General features: G+C 67.5%; 14 protein-coding genes and 1 riboswitch. Of the genes, 3 read left to right on the forward strand and 11 right to left on the reverse strand.

What is annotated here, in order from left to right; translation table 11 throughout:
- Window positions 1-18: 18 nt before the first annotated feature.
- Window positions 19-1,344, forward strand: a complete 1,326-nt coding sequence (locus ACFPN5_RS21720) for an ATP-binding protein (RefSeq protein ID WP_379785918.1) — start codon at window positions 19-21, stop codon at window positions 1,342-1,344.
- Here the strand turns inward: ACFPN5_RS21720 and ACFPN5_RS21725 are convergent.
- The 7 genes from ACFPN5_RS21725 to ylqF form a co-directional block, all read right to left on the reverse strand.
- On the reverse strand, window positions 1,313-1,630 hold the full coding sequence (locus tag ACFPN5_RS21725) for a hypothetical protein (RefSeq protein ID WP_379785919.1): 318 nt from the start codon (window positions 1,628-1,630) through the stop codon (window positions 1,313-1,315). The two genes, ACFPN5_RS21720 and ACFPN5_RS21725, sit on opposite strands and share 32 nt — an antisense overlap.
- The gene (locus tag ACFPN5_RS21730; RefSeq protein WP_379785920.1) at window positions 1,627-2,292 is read right to left on the reverse strand and encodes a thiol:disulfide interchange protein DsbA/DsbL; all 666 of its coding nucleotides are present in this window, start codon (window positions 2,290-2,292) and stop codon (window positions 1,627-1,629) included. Before ACFPN5_RS21730 ends, ACFPN5_RS21725 begins: the two co-directional genes overlap by 4 nt.
- Before the next feature lie 112 nt (window positions 2,293-2,404).
- Window positions 2,405-3,280 (reverse strand): cobalamin-binding protein, encoded by an 876-nt coding sequence (locus ACFPN5_RS21735; protein WP_379785921.1) that lies wholly within the window; start codon window positions 3,278-3,280, stop codon window positions 2,405-2,407.
- Window positions 3,277-4,095, reverse strand: a complete 819-nt coding sequence (locus ACFPN5_RS21740) for an ABC transporter ATP-binding protein (protein WP_379785922.1) — start codon at window positions 4,093-4,095, stop codon at window positions 3,277-3,279. Before ACFPN5_RS21740 ends, ACFPN5_RS21735 begins: the two co-directional genes overlap by 4 nt.
- 11 nt (window positions 4,096-4,106) lie before the next feature.
- A complete protein-coding gene (locus tag ACFPN5_RS21745; protein WP_379786100.1) occupies window positions 4,107-5,168 on the reverse strand; it encodes a FecCD family ABC transporter permease in 1,062 nt (353 codons plus the stop codon).
- Window positions 5,169-5,178: 10 nt separating this feature from the next.
- Window positions 5,179-7,179 (reverse strand): TonB-dependent receptor family protein, encoded by a 2,001-nt coding sequence (locus ACFPN5_RS21750; protein ID WP_379785923.1) that lies wholly within the window; start codon window positions 7,177-7,179, stop codon window positions 5,179-5,181.
- Window positions 7,180-7,251: 72 nt separating this feature from the next.
- A riboswitch (cobalamin riboswitch) is annotated at window positions 7,252-7,480 on the reverse strand.
- 80 nt (window positions 7,481-7,560) lie between these two features.
- Entirely contained in the window at window positions 7,561-8,523 is a 963-nt protein-coding gene (gene ylqF, locus ACFPN5_RS21755; protein ID WP_379785924.1) for a ribosome biogenesis GTPase YlqF, read from the reverse strand.
- Between the two features lie 207 nt (window positions 8,524-8,730).
- Here ylqF and ACFPN5_RS21760 point away from each other — a divergent pair, with 207 nt between their 5' ends.
- Window positions 8,731-8,967, forward strand: a complete 237-nt coding sequence (locus tag ACFPN5_RS21760) for a hypothetical protein (RefSeq protein ID WP_379785925.1) — start codon at window positions 8,731-8,733, stop codon at window positions 8,965-8,967.
- A 77-nt stretch (window positions 8,968-9,044) separates the two neighbouring features.
- Here the strand turns inward: ACFPN5_RS21760 and ACFPN5_RS21765 are convergent, their stop codons facing one another.
- The 4 genes from ACFPN5_RS21765 to ACFPN5_RS21780 form a co-directional block, all read right to left on the reverse strand.
- The gene (locus ACFPN5_RS21765; protein ID WP_379785926.1) at window positions 9,045-9,938 is read right to left on the reverse strand and encodes a hypothetical protein; all 894 of its coding nucleotides are present in this window, start codon (window positions 9,936-9,938) and stop codon (window positions 9,045-9,047) included.
- A 239-nt stretch (window positions 9,939-10,177) separates the two neighbouring features.
- Complete coding sequence (locus tag ACFPN5_RS21770; protein ID WP_379785927.1) at window positions 10,178-11,458, reverse strand: choice-of-anchor X domain-containing protein; 1,281 nt, start codon at window positions 11,456-11,458, stop codon at window positions 10,178-10,180.
- A complete protein-coding gene (locus tag ACFPN5_RS21775) occupies window positions 11,448-12,326 on the reverse strand; it encodes a hypothetical protein (RefSeq protein ID WP_379785928.1) in 879 nt (292 codons plus the stop codon). Before ACFPN5_RS21775 ends, ACFPN5_RS21770 begins: the two co-directional genes overlap by 11 nt.
- Window positions 12,327-12,502: 176 nt before the next feature.
- Window positions 12,503-13,435, reverse strand: coding sequence for a histone deacetylase family protein (locus ACFPN5_RS21780; protein WP_379785929.1), 933 nt, complete (start codon window positions 13,433-13,435; stop codon window positions 12,503-12,505).
- A gap of 222 nt (window positions 13,436-13,657) precedes the next feature.
- On the opposite strand from ACFPN5_RS21780, the gene ACFPN5_RS21785 reads away from it, so the two are divergent.
- The gene (locus ACFPN5_RS21785; RefSeq protein ID WP_379785930.1) at window positions 13,658-14,578 is read left to right on the forward strand and encodes an AAA family ATPase; all 921 of its coding nucleotides are present in this window, start codon (window positions 13,658-13,660) and stop codon (window positions 14,576-14,578) included.
- The last annotated feature ends 7 nt before the right edge of the window (window positions 14,579-14,585 follow it).

Raw genomic sequence — 14,585 nt, forward strand, 5'->3', positions numbered from 1 at the left:
CACGCCGGGAGAAGCCGGGTGAACCGGATTTTCTTCCGCTTCTTCCTGCTGGTGATGCTGTCGATCACGGCCGCGACCTTTGTCATCTATTTTGCGATGAGCCGGCTCTTCGGCGACCCGCTGGACGAGATCGCGCGGCGCCAGGCCTCCGCCCAGATCTTCCTGATCGAGCAATACGTCGACGAGGCACCCACCGACGAATGGCTGGTCCGCCTGAACCGCGTGCGCGAGGTGTCCGACACCCGCTTCGACCTCATCATGGTCAACAAGGCGCGCTCGCTGCTGCCCGCCACCAGCCTCGATGCGCTCGACCGCGGCGAGGTCGTGCTCGATGTCGATGGCAAGGCGTTTTTCCGGCGCGTCGACCTGAAAGGCGAGCGCTATATCGGCAGCGAGATGGAAGTCATCTATGCGCAGGACTTGCCGATCGATATAGGGCTGGCGCTGCAGATGGAAGTGGTGCGCTATGTGATCGTGGCGCTGGCGCTGCTGCTGCCGATCCTGCTGTGGTCGCGCTCGCACTGGCAGGGCCTGCAGACCCTCTCGCGCGTGGCCGACGAGTTCGGCGCCGGCAAGCTGTCGGCGCGGGCGCGCATGCAGCCGTCCGCCAGCATCTACCCGCTGGCCGAGCGCATCGACCACATGGCCGACCGGATCGAAGATTTATTGGTGTCGCAGAAGACGCTGCTGCATTCGGTATCGCATGAACTGCGCACGCCGATTGCCCGCCTCGAGTTCGCGCTTGAGCTGCTGGGCGCCAAAGCCGGCGACCCGGCGCTCAAAAAACGCATCGCGGCCATGGAAGGCGACCTGTCGGAACTGAATACCCTGGTCAATGAACTGCTCGGCATGGCCCGGCTGGAGAGCGGGCAAGCCTTGCAGCTCGAACTCGTCGACCTGGCTGCGCTGCTCGGCACGGTCGAGGCGGCGCTGCCGCCAGGCGCGGCGGTGCTGTCCATCGACTGCGCAAACGATGCGGGGCCGGTCGCCGCCGACCCACGCAAGCTGGGTCGGGCGCTGTCGAATTTGCTGCGCAATGCACAGAAGTATGCGGCCGGCACGATCCACGTGACGGCGCGCCGCGATGGCGCGCGGGTAACGATCGCGGTCGAGGACGACGGGCCGGGGATTCCCGAGGAAGAGCGCGAGCGCGTGTTCGAGCCGTTTTACCGGCTCGACCGCAGCCGCGACCGGGCCACAGGCGGGTTCGGGCTGGGCTTGTCGATCGTGCGCAAGGCGGTGCAGTTGCACGGAGGGAGCGTGCATGTGGAGCGCTCGGCGCTGGGCGGGGCGCGGTTTGTGGTGAGTTTGCCTACTTCGCCACTTCCGGCCGCACGTGCGTGAAGCCGTACCACAGGTGTTCCCACCAGTGGTCGCGCGAGCGCACGGTGTACAGGCAGGCCTTGTCGATGCCGCCCTTGAACACCGGGTCCGGACACTTGTTCGTCAGCAGAGCGTAACGCTGGTTCTCCGCATTGACGAGGGCAATGCAAAGCCAGATGGTCAGGCCCACGAAAATGACGACGAGCGACCAGGCCACGTGGTTCACGTGGCTGGTCTCGAACAAGTCCTCTTCCCGAGGGCGGGCGCCCTCGTACATCTGGAGGACTTTGCGTTCTACATCGCTCATTTCGTTGCTGCCGCCTTTGCCACGAGTGCGTCCAGGACCTGGAAGTGCGCCTGCATGACCTGGCCGCTATCCCTGATCTTCAGCTTTTCGGCCACCAGGCCCGGCGAGGTCTGGTACTTGCCGTCGATGACGATCGTCGGGGTGCCGCTCACCTGATACGCGCTCTGCATTTGCGGCAGGCGGCGCAGCTTGGTCATGACGCCGAACGAATTCCAGACTTCCATGAACTTGGCGCGGTCGATGCCGTTTTTCGCCACCCAGTCGATGATCTGCTCGTCCTTCATGAGGCGCACGCGCTGGACGTGAATCGCATGGAAGACCTTGGCGTGCATGTCGTTCAGCCGGCCCATCGCTTCGAGCGTCAGGTACAGGTGGGCTTCCGGATCGGCCGGGCCCTGGAACGGCAGGTGGACGCGGCGCAGATTGATCTTGTCACCCTGCTTTTTGACCCATTCGTTCAGGCCAGGTTCCAGCACGTTACATGCCGGGCAGTGGTAAGCGAAGAATTCGATGACTTCGACCTTCTTGCCGACGGCCTGGACCGGCTGCGGCGCGGACAGCGTCACGTATTCGACACCGTTCTGCGGATTGGTGGGCGAGGCGAAAGCGGTGCTGGCGACCAGGCTGGCGGCGACAAGGGCGAAACGCAGGGAGCGGCGCATAAAAATCCTTCGTGTTTGAAAGTGGAGAAAACGACCCGGAGATTACCACTTTTTTTCGTTCCCCTTCGGAGCGTAACCGCGTTTTTTGCAATTGCTTACGACTGTAACGTGCTTACTTTCTCCGCGCGCGCGCCGTTTCCAGGCGCTCACATAAGCGGGCCGCGCCATGGACGATACGCGGCCCGGCCCGGGTCAGCAATTCCTCGTCGAGGGTGAACAGGTTGTTGCGGCGTACCGCCGTCATGCCATGGTAGGGCCGCCAGATCGACAGGCCGCGGTCTTGCGGGGTGTAGAGCTCGCCGCCGACGATCGCCTCCGGGTCGCGCTGCACCACCGCCTCGATCCCCACCTGCGGCGCAATCGTCTTGAGGTGCTCGAAGATATTCTTTCCGCCGCAGAGGCGGATCGCGTCGCTGGCGATCTGGTCGCCGTTGAGGGTGTACAGCGGATCGTCCCAGGCCTGGTAGAACACGGTGACGGGCGGCCGGTTGCCGTAACGCGCCCGCAGCGCCGCGACCTGGCTGCGAAAATGCGCCGCCGCCGCGCTGGCCGCCGCTTCGGTACCGAGCAGGCGGCCGAAGCGCACGACGCTGTCGGCAACCACCTCGAAGGTGCGCGGCTCGCTGTGGAAGACGGGAATGCCCAGGCTTTGCAGCTGGGCGAGCTGGCGCGCCGTGTTCCCGCTCTGCCAGACGATCAGCAGGTCCGGCTTCATCGCGATCACGCGCTCGAGGTCGATCTGGCTGTTCGAGCCGATGAGCGGGATCTTGCGCGCCGCTTCCGGGTAGTCGCTGTAGTTCATGGCGCCGGCGATGCGCGCGCCGCCGCCGGCCGCGAACAGCAGTTCGGTCACGTGCGGCGACATCGAAATCACGCGCTGGGCCGGGCGCGCCAGGCTGACGCGCCGGCCGCTGTCGTCGACGACGCTGATGGCGGCGCTTGCCAGCTGCGTGCACAGCGCCAGCAGCGTGAAAAGGATGGTTTTCAAGAGGTTCTCCGTACAGGGGTAACAGCCGCAGCAAGCGACGGCGCGGCCGAAGGCGCACCCGGCAGGAAGATAGTACGCCCATCGTGCTCGATGGCGGCGATCGGGTGGCCCAGGCAGGCGCCGAGCAGGTCGGCGCGCATCACCTGCGCCACCGGGCCGGCGCGCCAGGCGCCCTCGCCCATCAACAGCAGGGCGTGCGTGGCGCCGCTCCAGGCCAGGTTCAGGTCGTGGCCGACGCTGACCACCGCCCTGCCTTCCTCGCGGCACAGGCGCGCCAGCAGCTCCGTCATGGCAACCTGGTGCGCGAGGTCGAGCGCATTCGCCGGTTCGTCGAGCAGCAGCAGCGGCGTTTCCTGGGCCAGCAATGCCGCCAGCGCCACGCGCTGGCGCTCACCTCCTGATAAGGTGCGCACGTCGCGTTCGGCCAGGTGCAGCACATCGAGCTTGCGCAAGGCGGCTTCGGCGGCGGCGTGGTCGTCGCTGCCTTCCCAGTAATGGTCGGCGTGATAGGGGTGGCGCGCCATCAGGACTGTTTCGATGACGCGGTAGGCAAAGGCGTCGCCGCGCGATTGCGCCAGGTAGGCGCGTTCGCGCGCCAGCGCGGTCAGGGGCCAGCCCGGCAGCGGTTTGCCGGCGATATCCACGCTGCCGCCATCCGGCGCGCGCAGGCCCGCCACGGTGCGCAGCAACGTGCTCTTGCCGGCGCCGTTCGGGCCGATCACGCACCAGCTTTCGCCGGCAGCGACGCGCCAGTCCAGGTGCTCGACGAGGATGCGGCCGTCGGCGCGCAGCATCAGGCCATGGGTCTCGAACATCGGGGTCTCATTCATCGGCGGCGCAGGTGCAATTGGTGGAGCTGGAACAGGAATACCGGCACGCCGATCAGCGAGGTCAGCACGCCCACCGGCAGCTGCTGCGGCGCCAGCACGGTGCGCGCCAGCGTATCGGCCAGCACCAGGAAGCTCCCGCCCGCAAGGGCGGCAGCGGGTAATAATATTCGGTGGTCCGGCCCGAAGGCGTGGCGGCAGGCATGCGGCACCACCAGCCCGACGAAACCGATACTGCCTCCGGTGGTGACGGCACAGGCCGTCAGCAGGCCGGAACAGATGAACAGGAAACGGCGCTGCGCCACCACGTCGACACCGAGGGTGACGGCGGCGTCGGTATGCAGCGCCATGATATTGAGCGCCCTGGCCCGGCGCAGGCCGAGCACCAGCGCGGCCACCAGCACCACCCACGGCAGCAGGCGCCAGGAGGTGCCGGCCAGGTCGCCGATCATCCAGAACACCATGCCGCGCAGGCGCGACTCGGGCGCCACCGACAGCATCAGGGTGACCAGCGCCATGCAGGCCGAAGCCAGCACCACGCCGGTCAGCAGCAGCACGCCGGACTCGCCGGTGCGCGTCCCTCCCTGCCCGCCTCCACGCATGCCGCTCCGCATTCCGCTCAAGTCGCGCCGCGCCAGCAGGTACAGCAGCAGCGACACGGCGATCGCGCCGCCGAAGGCGCCCAGGTCGACCGCCCACAGCGCCGCGCCGAACAGCAGCGCCGCCAGTGCGCCGACCGCGGCCCCGGCCGAGACGCCCAGCACATACGGATCGGCCAGCGGGTTGCGCACCAGCGCCTGCATCATGACGCCGGCCAGCGCCAGCGCGGCGCCGGTGACGAAGGCGCTGCTGGCGCGCCCGAGGCGCAGGTCGAGCAGGGTTGCCGCCATGCCGTCGGGCGCGCCGGCCAACAGGCTGCCGAGGGCGCCAGGCACCTCGTGCAGGGGCACCGGCACCGAGCCAGCAAGCCCGGCCACCAGGACCGCAAACAGCGCGCAGGTGCCCAGCAGCGCCAGCGTGGCGTGCTGGCGTTGGCGCTGGCTTTGCGGAGCAGGCGGCAGCTTCACGGCATCAAAAGTCGTAGCGGGCGGAGAGCTTCAACTGGCGCGCATCGCTCGGGTAGATGCCGCTGCGGCAGCCGAAGGCCTGGCTGAAATAGCGGCGATCACCCAGGTTCAGGCCGGTGGCGGCGAACTCCCAGGCGCCGACTTTTACCGCATAGCGCGCGTCAATCGTCGTATAGGACGGAATGCGCGCGCCGCAGCTGTTGTCGAAGTCGCTGCCGTAGCGCTGGGTCGACACATACTGGGCGCCGATGTCGGCGCTGTGGCCACTGCCAGGGAGCCATGCCAGGCGCGCCGTGACGACGTTCTTCGGCACCAGCACCATTTCGCGGCCGGCGTTCGGGCCGTCCGTGAACTCGGCCTTCACGTGCTGCACGTGGCCGGTCAGGCGCAGCTTGCCTGGCACAATCGCCGGCAGGTCCAGGTGGCCGTCGAGCTCGATGCCCTGGCGGCGGGTCGGGTCGAGGTTGGTGTTGACGCCGAAGCCGCCGAACAGGGTCGGATCGAAGAAGATTTCGTCGCGCAGGCGGTGGCGGAACACACGCGCCGAGACCCGGCGCGCGTCGTTCCCGACGGTCACGCCAAACTCGAGGTCGCGCGAGGTCTGCACGTCCAGCACCTGGTTGCTGAAACGGTAGCTGTTCTCGTCCGCATTCGGTACGCGGTAGCTTTCCCCGACCTTCGCGTGCAGGGTGACACCGGCAAGCGGATCGATGCTGCCTTCGATTGACCAGGCATTCTGCGACTGCGCGCTCGATTCGCGGGGAACGGTCGCGCCCAGGTCGGCATAGTCCTTCTCGAAGCGCTCGTGGCGCGCTCCAACGGCCAGGCGCGCATTCCAGGCCGCGTCCCAGCGCACTTCGTCGCGCACATAAAAGGCGCGCGAGTCCTGGCTGGCGTCGTTGCGCATGGTGCCGAAGGCGCTGGCGTAGGTCGAGACGCGTTCCCATTCGAGCAGGTCGACGCCGGCGACGAATTCGTTGAGCATGCCGCCGGTGCGCGCCAGATGGCGCAGGCGCGGCGAAAACTGGGTCTGGCGGCTGGTGTTGGCGACGTCGCCGGTACCGAAGGCCGTCTCGTAATGGCCGCGGCTGTCGCGCTCGCGGTGCGCCAGTTCGGCGAGCAGCTCGACGGCGCCGATGCGGTGCGCACCGGACAAGCTCACGCGGTCGGTCGCCAGCGTGCCGAAGTCGTTCGGGGTCAGGCTCTGGCGCGGGTTGGCCTCGAACTCGGCCAGGTTGAGCGAACCGGGGAAGCGCGCATCCTGGCGCGCGGATTCGACGCGCAGGCCGAGGCGGCTGGCGCCTGTCGCCCACTGCACGCCGCCGCTGACCGTCTTCTGGCGGAATTCGTTGTTGTTGCGGTAGTTGTCGGTGCCCTGGTGGGCGGCAGCCAGGTCAAAGGAGAGCGCGCCTTCGCCGTGGCGCACCGAGGCGCGCGCGTCGTGCTGGTCGAAGCGGCCGCGCTCCAGGCTGACCGAACCGTGGTAGCCGGCTTCGGTGCCGCGCCTGGTGATGATGTTGATCACGCCGCCGGTCGCGCCCTCGCCGTACAGCACGCTGCTGCCGCCGCGCGCAATCTCGATGCGCTCGACCGTGTCGACCGGGATCGCCGACAGCACGGCGCCCGCCAGTTCGTTCTCGTTCATGCGCACGCCGTCGACCAGGATCACCAGGTTCTGGCTGCTGTTGGTGCCGAAGCCGCGCAGGTCGAGGCCGAAGTCGGGCGAGCCGTCCAGGCTCTGGCGGCCATACACGCCGCCGATCTTGCGGATCGCCTGGTTGACGTCGGTGACGCCGGCGCTGCGGATCTCGTCGGCGCTGATGACGGTGGCGCCCACCGTGGGCAGTGCGGCATCGGCGGGGAAGCGCGAGCCGGTGACGTGGACGGTCGAAATAGCCTGCTCCTGGGCGCTCGCGGCACCGGCAAACAGGGAAAGGGAAAATGCGCAGGCCAGCGCGATCGGCTTGATTGCCGGCGCGCTGTTCAGGTCAACAGCAAAGCTCATGTTTTGATTCTTATGAAATAGGTGCACCCGGCCTGCGTCCCCGCAAGCCGGATTCAACGGACGCCCGTGGATGGGAGTCCCCCTGTCCTGGCCGGTATCCGGGCTGACAAGTCAGACCGCTTCACCTTCCTACGCCAGGGGCACAGTGGTGTTCGAAGCAGCCAGTCGCCTGGGGCGACGCTTGTTTACCGTTGCGGGGGCAGCACACGTTGGCCAGGCGCCGAGGGCGCTGGGCGTCGTGTTTCCCGTTTAACTGCGCGCGCAGATTGCGCACGCGGGCACCAGAACGGGGGTGATTATATACGTGACAAGGGAAATGTTCACCAGTGGACCCTGGCGAGGACGCGGATATGCATGTGACACCGCGCCGCCTGGCGCTTGTTATTCCGGAGCCGCCTGCGTGCCGCGCTTGCCGCGCGCGGCCTCTTCCGCCTTCTGCGCCGCCTTCTCGGCGGCGATGCGGGCCTTTTCCGCCACCTCGGCCCGGTGCGCCTCGATGCGCGCGGAGCGGCTGTCCGGCGTCTCCAGGCTGATGCGCCCGATAGCGCCGCTGCGGTAGTCGTGCAGCAGCACGTGCGCCGCTTTTTCGACATCGAATTCGCCGCCGCGCACGCGGAAACCGCGCCGCGCCGCGACCTGCTCGACCACGCCGATGCCGTCCAGGCCCTCGGTCTTGAAGCCGTAGCGCGCCGTGAGCAGCTGGGGATAGCGCTCGAGCAGCACGTCGCCCAGGAAGAAGGCCACTTCCTCTTCAATCAGCGCATTGGTGCCGATCGCGTGGCTGGCGGCAAGCATCAGGCCGTCGCTCGGCATCTCGATCTTCGGCCACATCAGGCCAGGGGTGTCGACCAGCACCGTGTGCTTGTCGAGATACAGCTTTTGCTGGACCTTGGTCACCGCCGGCTCGTCGCCGACCTTGGCCACGCGCTTTTTCAGGAGCGCATTCATCAGCGTCGATTTGCCGACGTTCGGGATACCCATGATCATGATGCGCAGCGGCTTGGTCGGCACGCCGCGGTGCGGCGCCAGCGACAGCGCCAGCGCCGGAATGCGGGCAACGTCGGCCGGCTTCTTGGTCGTCATCGGATACGCCGTTACGCCGGGCAGCGCGTCGTAATACGCCTTCCATGCGGCGGTCGCCGCCGGGTCGGCCAGATCGGTCTTGTTCAGGATTTTCAGGATGGGACGCTGGCGGAATTTGCGCATGCGGTCGACCATCGGATTGCAGCTCGCCTCCGGCAGGCGCGCGTCGAGCACTTCGATCACCAGATCGATGAATTCCATCTGCTCCTCTGCCTGCTTCTTGGCGGAGTTCATGTGGCCCGGGAACCATTGTATCGACATGCTGTGCTTTCAAAATGTGCGCGAACGAGGCGGTATTTTACGCGGCTATCGCAGGCAGTGTCCGGACGCGTTGTTGTAAAGTTTCCTCATGGAATTGTTTTGACTTGATTCGTTGCAATATCGAGTCATCCCGGACGGGCACGATGACAGCACGGCCGCTTGTGGCCGTGCTGGGTCGACACCAGTGACAACGTCATGGAGAGCATCATGGAAATCGCGCGCAACGTCGAGGTATGGATCTTTGGGGCTTTCGCGGGACTCGGTCTCGCCGCCTGCCTGAGCGGGCCGTCGGAACGCGCCGCGCCGCTGGCGGCCGCGAACGCGGTGGCGGAAACCGAGCTGGCGCAGCCACAAGGGGCCGCGCAGCCGATGTATGTGGTGTATGTGACGGCCAAGCGCCTGAGCCCGGCGGAGAAGCGGGCGACGCGCGGCCAGGCGGGGTGATGGCTTTACGGTGGGTGGACAGGGCAATCGGTCCACTGGACTGATTGCCGTCCACCCTGCAGTGTACGTTACACCCCCTACCGCGCCAGCGCTTCCATGTCGCGCCGCACCAGCGAGGTCACGCCGCTCCAGTTCCGCTCCGTGTAGTGCCCGTAGTCCTCGCCATCGTCCCGGAACACAACCGAGTGGAAAGCCCACTTGGCCCGCCCGCCCTGGTTCGGCCCCGGGCCCGCCCTCAGGTCGTTGCAGAACCAGTCGCCCGGATTGCAGAACGAGCTGCCGCCGCTGCCCGACACCCCGCCCGCACTGTGGTAAGCCACGACCTCGTCGTCCTGCCCCGGCAGCGCGAACGAATACAGCGTGCCCCTGGCACCGGCGTACATGTAGAACCAGATGTTGCGCGTCTCGTTGTGGTTGTAGAGCGCGCGCGCGGTCGACACCTTGTGCTCGTGGGCCAGCGCCTCGCTCGTCGTCCAGGCGCCGATGTCGGCCAGTTCGCTGCCGCCGGCCGACCCGGCCGCGACGCGTACCCATTTGATGTTCCAGCCGGCTTGGGTGCCGCGGGCGCCGCCGCTGGCGGGCGCGCACACGCCGGCGGCATCCGGCCGGGCGTTCGTCAGCGGCCGCGTCGAGGCCCCGTACTGGGCCAGCGTATAGCCCATCAGCATGTCGCCGGCACTGTGCACGGCCACATAGCACCAGTTGTCGCCGGTGCAGAAACAGTCGAGCGCATTGCGGATGGTGCCGCTTTGCGAGGCAATGCTGCTGCGCCCGTCCCAGTTGACCGATTTCTTGTTGATGCCGGCGGGCGTGGCGTTCGGGCCGAAATAGCTGAAGTCGTCGTAGTTGCCGATCGCCCCGCCGCCGGTGCGGCCGTTGATCCACAGGCTGTAGTTGGTGGCGCCGGCCACGCCGGCGGCGAGCAGGCCGGGCAGGCACAGCGAAAGGGCTAGGCGCGCGGAACGTCGCATGTCATCCTCCGTTGTTATTGGTGTGCAGTGCGGGTGTGCAGCGGGACGTGGAGCGGCCGACCGCTGAAGACGATTGTTGCGACATCCTCAGCAAGCCGTCAAACGGGATGCACGGCAGAGTGGCTGGGAGGATACCGAACAGCTGCGCACGCGTGCTGGGGTCGGCGAAGCGCCAGTGGGCCACGAAAAAAACGGGCGCCCGTCCCGCGGCGCCCGCTCCCGTCCCGATCAGCGCCGGCTTACTTCACCGGCCCGCAGCTACTCGCCGGGATCGGCCCGGCCGGATCGAACTTCGCCAGTTCCGCGTGCGCCTGCCTGCGGTCCTTGGCGAATTCGGTGAGGTAGCGTTCCCGCTCTTCGCTCGTCCACTCATCGTCGGCGATGCCCTCCAGCGAGCGCGTGCGGCTGGTCATCACCGGTCCTTCCAGGCGCGGCATCAGTTCGCGGTCGGGGTCGGTATTCTCCTTCAGCAGGTAGCCGTCGACATCGCGCAGGGTCAGCGGCAGCGCCGGCGCACCATCGTGCATCAGCTTGCCGAAGGCCACCAGCCTGACCTCGTTCGGCCCCGGCCCCAGCACTTCGTTGAAGGTCGCCAGCGCGAACGGCGTCCCCCTGGCGTCGTCGATGCGGCCGGTGATGACGTAGCGGCCGGCCTGGCGCACGTCGACGCGCAGGATGAAGGCGAGCGAACCGTCCACGACCGCCTCGCGCGGCGCCCCCGCCCACACCGCCGGCACCTTCGGCGAATAAATCACGTCGAAGACCAGCACGCCGTTCCGGCCCGCCGCCGTGTAGCGCACCTCGGTGCGGATGGTGCCGTGAAAGCCCGCCAGCCCGGTCTGGGCAGGCGTGAGCACGGCGGCAAAGGCGCCGTCGCCGGCCACCGGATCGGCGCCGCTGCCATCGTCGGCAAAGGCCAGCGGCACCTGGGTGGTCGGGCGCGCGCCCGCGCCGTTGCCGATGCGCGTGATGCCCGCCGCGATCGAGCGCGTGACCACCAGCGGCACGACAGTCCCGTTCGGCTCGACCGCGCGCAGCGAGAACGCGACCGATTCGCCGGCCGCCAGGTAGACGCGTGACTGCGAGGTCTGGAGCAGGATGTTCGGATTGCTGCGGCGGTCCTCGCCGCGCATTGGGTTGACCTCCGTGACGGGACGGTTCGGGTAGGCCTGGTCGGGATTCTGCGACATCGGCCGCGAGCTGGCCGGGTACTTGCTGCCCTCGCGGTAGCTGCAATAGCTGTGGTCGGCCAACTGGAAGACTTCCACCAGTTGCTGGCGGCGGCGCGCGCGTTCGTCGGCCACGGGCGGGTCCATCTGGCCGGCTACCTGGCCGAAGAATTGCGGGCCCTGGGAAGAAGGAGCGCCCGCTGCCGGCGCCGCGCTGGGCGCCGGCTCGTCCCCCTTCAGCGCCAGCCAGCCGATGGCCGCCAGCAGCGCCACGATCAGCGAAATGGGGAGCCAGCGGGGCAGGCCTGAAGCCCTGCCCCGCTTCCCTTGCGATGGACGATCAGAGGGCACTGTTCACCACGGCGTTGCGTACCACCCCGACGATCCCGCCCCAATTGCCGTTGGCGTAGTGGTTATAGGCTTCGCCGTCGTCGCGGAAACTCACCGAGTGGTAACTCCACTTGACGGCGCCGCCCTCGTTGGCGGCCGTCCCCAGGGTCAGGTCGTTGCACAGCCAGTCGCTCGGGTTGCAATACGAGCCGCCCGAACTGCCGGCCACCCCGCCGGTACTGTGGTAGGCCACGGCTTCGTCGTCTTGGCCCGGCAGGATGCCGGAATAGGCCGTGCCCTTGGCGCCGGCATACATGTAGAACCAGACGTTGCGCGTGTTGTTGTGGTTGTACATGGCGCGCGCGGTGGTGGTTTTCAGGTCCTGCACCAGCGGCTCCGACGTCGTCCAGGAACCGGCGTCGGACAGCTCCGAGCCGCCGCCGGCGCCCGAGGCGGCGCGCACCCATTTGATGTTCCAGCCGGTCTGCGAGCTGCCGTCCGCATTGCCGCAGACACCGGTCGAGCTTGGGGCCGCGTTCTTCTTCATGCGCGCCGAGCCGCCGTAATTGGCCATCGTATAGCCCATCATCAGGTCGCCGGCGCTGTGGGTGGCGACGTAGCACCAGTTGCTGCCGGTGCAGAAGCAGTCGAGCGCGTCGCGGATCTTGCCGCTTTGCGAAGCGATGCTGCTGCGGCCGTCCCAGTTGACCGATTTCTTGTTGACGCCGGCGGCCGTCGTGCCCGGCCCCCAGTAGGTCCAGCTATTGTAGTTGCCGATCGCGCCGCCGCCGGTACGTCCGTTGATCCACAGCGTGTAGTTCGCCGCTGTAGCCAGGCCAGAGGCTGTCATCAGGCAGGCCACCATCACCATCTGTAGTGCTCTCTTCACAATCTCCTCCTTTTTAAGTGGACGCCCGAACGGCCGCCAACACTGCCGGCGAAGCCAGGCGCAGCCGCTTGTTGCGGCTGAGTCGAATGTATGCCTGAGCTCGCTACCAGTCACGCACGATTGGCGAAAAGGAGAAGGTTTTGTTGCGGATTCGCAAATACGAAAAAAGCTTGCCGCTAATCAAGTTCCGAGAGAACTTTCAGGTGTGCAACGACGCTGCGGCCCAGGGCCGACAAATCGTATCCACCCTCGAGGCAGCTGACGATGCGCCCACCCGCATGTTCGCGCGCCACCGCCATGATCGCGCGCGTGATCCAGGCGTAGTCGGCTTCGACCAGCGCCATGCCGCCCATGTCGTCGTCGCGGTGGGCGTCGAAGCCTGCCGAGATGAAGATCATTTGCGGACGGTGCGCATGCAGCGCGGGCAGCCAGTATTCCTGCACCACCTGGCGCACGACGTCGCCGCCGCTGCCGGCCGGCACCGGCACGTTGACCTGGGTGGCAGTGATCGGTTCAGGCTTGGTGTACGGATAGAACGGATGCTGGAAGAAGCTGGCCATCAGCACGCGCGGGTCGTCGCGGAAGGATTCGGCGGTGCCGTTGCCGTGGTGGACGTCAAAATCGACGATGGCGATGCGCTCGAGGCCGTGGGCTTCCAGCGCATGGCGCGCCGCGATCGCCACGTTGTTGAAGAGGCAAAAGCCCATCGGCTCGTTCGGACGCGCGTGGTGGCCCGGCGGGCGGATCGCGCAGAAGGCGTTGTCGATATCGCCTGCGATCACCGCATCGGTGGCGGCCAGGGCGGCGCCGGCGGCGCGCAGGGCGGCGTCGAAACTCGCGTGGCACAGCAGGGTGTCGGCGTCGAGCGGATAGGTTTCCCCGGGCAGGGTCGGCAGGTTGTCGCGCACCAGCGCCAGCGCGCCTTCGGTGTGGTTGCGCAGCAGCGCCGGGATCTCGGCAAGCGGCGCCAGGCGGCGCTCTAGGAGCCCGTCCAGCCGCGCCAGGATCAATTGGTCGTCGATCGCCTGCAGGCGCGACGGCGATTCCGGATGCCAGTCGCCCATGTCGTGGCGCAGGCAGTCGGGATGGCTGTAGATTGCTGTACTCATGTGGTGCGCTTCATGGTGCGCTCGATGCGCTGGTAGTAGGGACGTAACCCGGGGGCGTGCAGCCGGATACAACTCAGCCATACACCGGGTTGCGCCGTTCTCGCATAGAATCATCCGGACGGCTTGCCGCGGCGTAGGAAGAAAGTTGCCAATGGCGCTAATCTACCATGTCGACCGCAGCGCCGCACTACTCCGGCATACCACTCCCTGATCGGAACCGCTATGTTCAACAAACTGCATGCCTGCGCGCGCCAGGTCAACCAGGTCGTGGTCGGCAAGGACCAGCAGGTACGCCTCGCCTTTACCTGCCTGCTCGCCGGCGGCCACCTCCTGATCGAAGACGTGCCGGGCGTGGGCAAGACCACGCTGGCGCACGCCCTGGCCCTCTCGCTCGGGCTGAAGTTCAACCGCGTCCAGTTCACCAGCGACCTGCTGCCCGCGGACGTGGCCGGCATCTCGGTCTACGAGCGCGAGAAGAACGGCTTCACCTTCCACCCGGGGCCGATCTTCAGCCAGGTGCTGCTGGCCGACGAAATCAACCGCGCCACGCCGAAAACGCAATCGGGCCTGCTCGAGGCGATGGAAGAGCGCCAGGTCAGCATCGACGGGGTCACGCGGCCCCTGCCCGACCCCTTCTTCGTCATCGCCACGCAAAACCCGGCGCACCAGGTCGGCACCTTCCCGCTGCCGGAGTCCCAGCTCGACCGCTTCCTGATGTGCCTGTCGCTCGGTTATCCGGACGCCGCCGCCGAACGCGCGCTGCTGATGGGCGAAGACCGGCGCGCGCTGCTGCGCGAACTCAAACCCGCGATGAGTCCGGCGGAGCTGCTCGACGCCCAGGGGGCGCTGCGCGGCATCCACGCCTCCAGCGCGCTGATCGACTACGTGCAGGCGCTGGCCCAGGCCTCGCGCGGCGGCATGCTGTTTGCCGAAGGGCTGTCGCCGCGCGCGGCGATCGCGCTGCTGCAGGCCGGGCGCGCCTGGGCCGCGCTCGAGGGCCGCGACCACGTGCTGCCGGAAGACATCCAGGCCGTGCTGGTGCCGGTCTGCGCGCACCGCCTGCGCCCGCTCAAGTCGGCGCAGGGCATGGCGCTGGCCAGCCGCGACCTGGTGCTGCAGCTGCAAAAATCGGTGCCGGTGTAAGGACCCC

The organism is Massilia niabensis (genome assembly GCF_042655085.1).
Classification (GTDB): Bacteria; Pseudomonadota; Gammaproteobacteria; order Burkholderiales; family Burkholderiaceae_D; genus Telluria; species Telluria niabensis.

Bases quoted from the DNA above. Each gene is read 5' to 3' on its own strand.
- ACFPN5_RS21750 (WP_379785923.1), bottom strand. From the start codon at position 7,179: ATGAGCTTTGCTGTTGACCTGAACAGCGCGCCGGCAATCAAGCCGATC.
- ACFPN5_RS21730 (WP_379785920.1), bottom strand. From the start codon at position 2,292: ATGCGCCGCTCCCTGCGTTTCGCCCTTGTCGCCGCCAGCCTGGTCGCC.
- ACFPN5_RS21725 (WP_379785919.1), bottom strand. From the start codon at position 1,630: ATGAGCGATGTAGAACGCAAAGTCCTCCAGATGTACGAGGGCGCCCGC.
- ACFPN5_RS21765 (WP_379785926.1), bottom strand. From the start codon at position 9,938: ATGCGACGTTCCGCGCGCCTAGCCCTTTCGCTGTGCCTGCCCGGCCTG.
- ACFPN5_RS21785 (WP_379785930.1), top strand. From the start codon at position 13,658: ATGTTCAACAAACTGCATGCCTGCGCGCGCCAGGTCAACCAGGTCGTG.
- ACFPN5_RS21740 (WP_379785922.1), bottom strand. From the start codon at position 4,095: ATGTTCGAGACCCATGGCCTGATGCTGCGCGCCGACGGCCGCATCCTC.
- ylqF (WP_379785924.1), bottom strand. From the start codon at position 8,523: ATGTCGATACAATGGTTCCCGGGCCACATGAACTCCGCCAAGAAGCAG.
- ACFPN5_RS21760 (WP_379785925.1), top strand. From the start codon at position 8,731: ATGGAAATCGCGCGCAACGTCGAGGTATGGATCTTTGGGGCTTTCGCG.
- ACFPN5_RS21780 (WP_379785929.1), bottom strand. From the start codon at position 13,435: ATGAGTACAGCAATCTACAGCCATCCCGACTGCCTGCGCCACGACATG.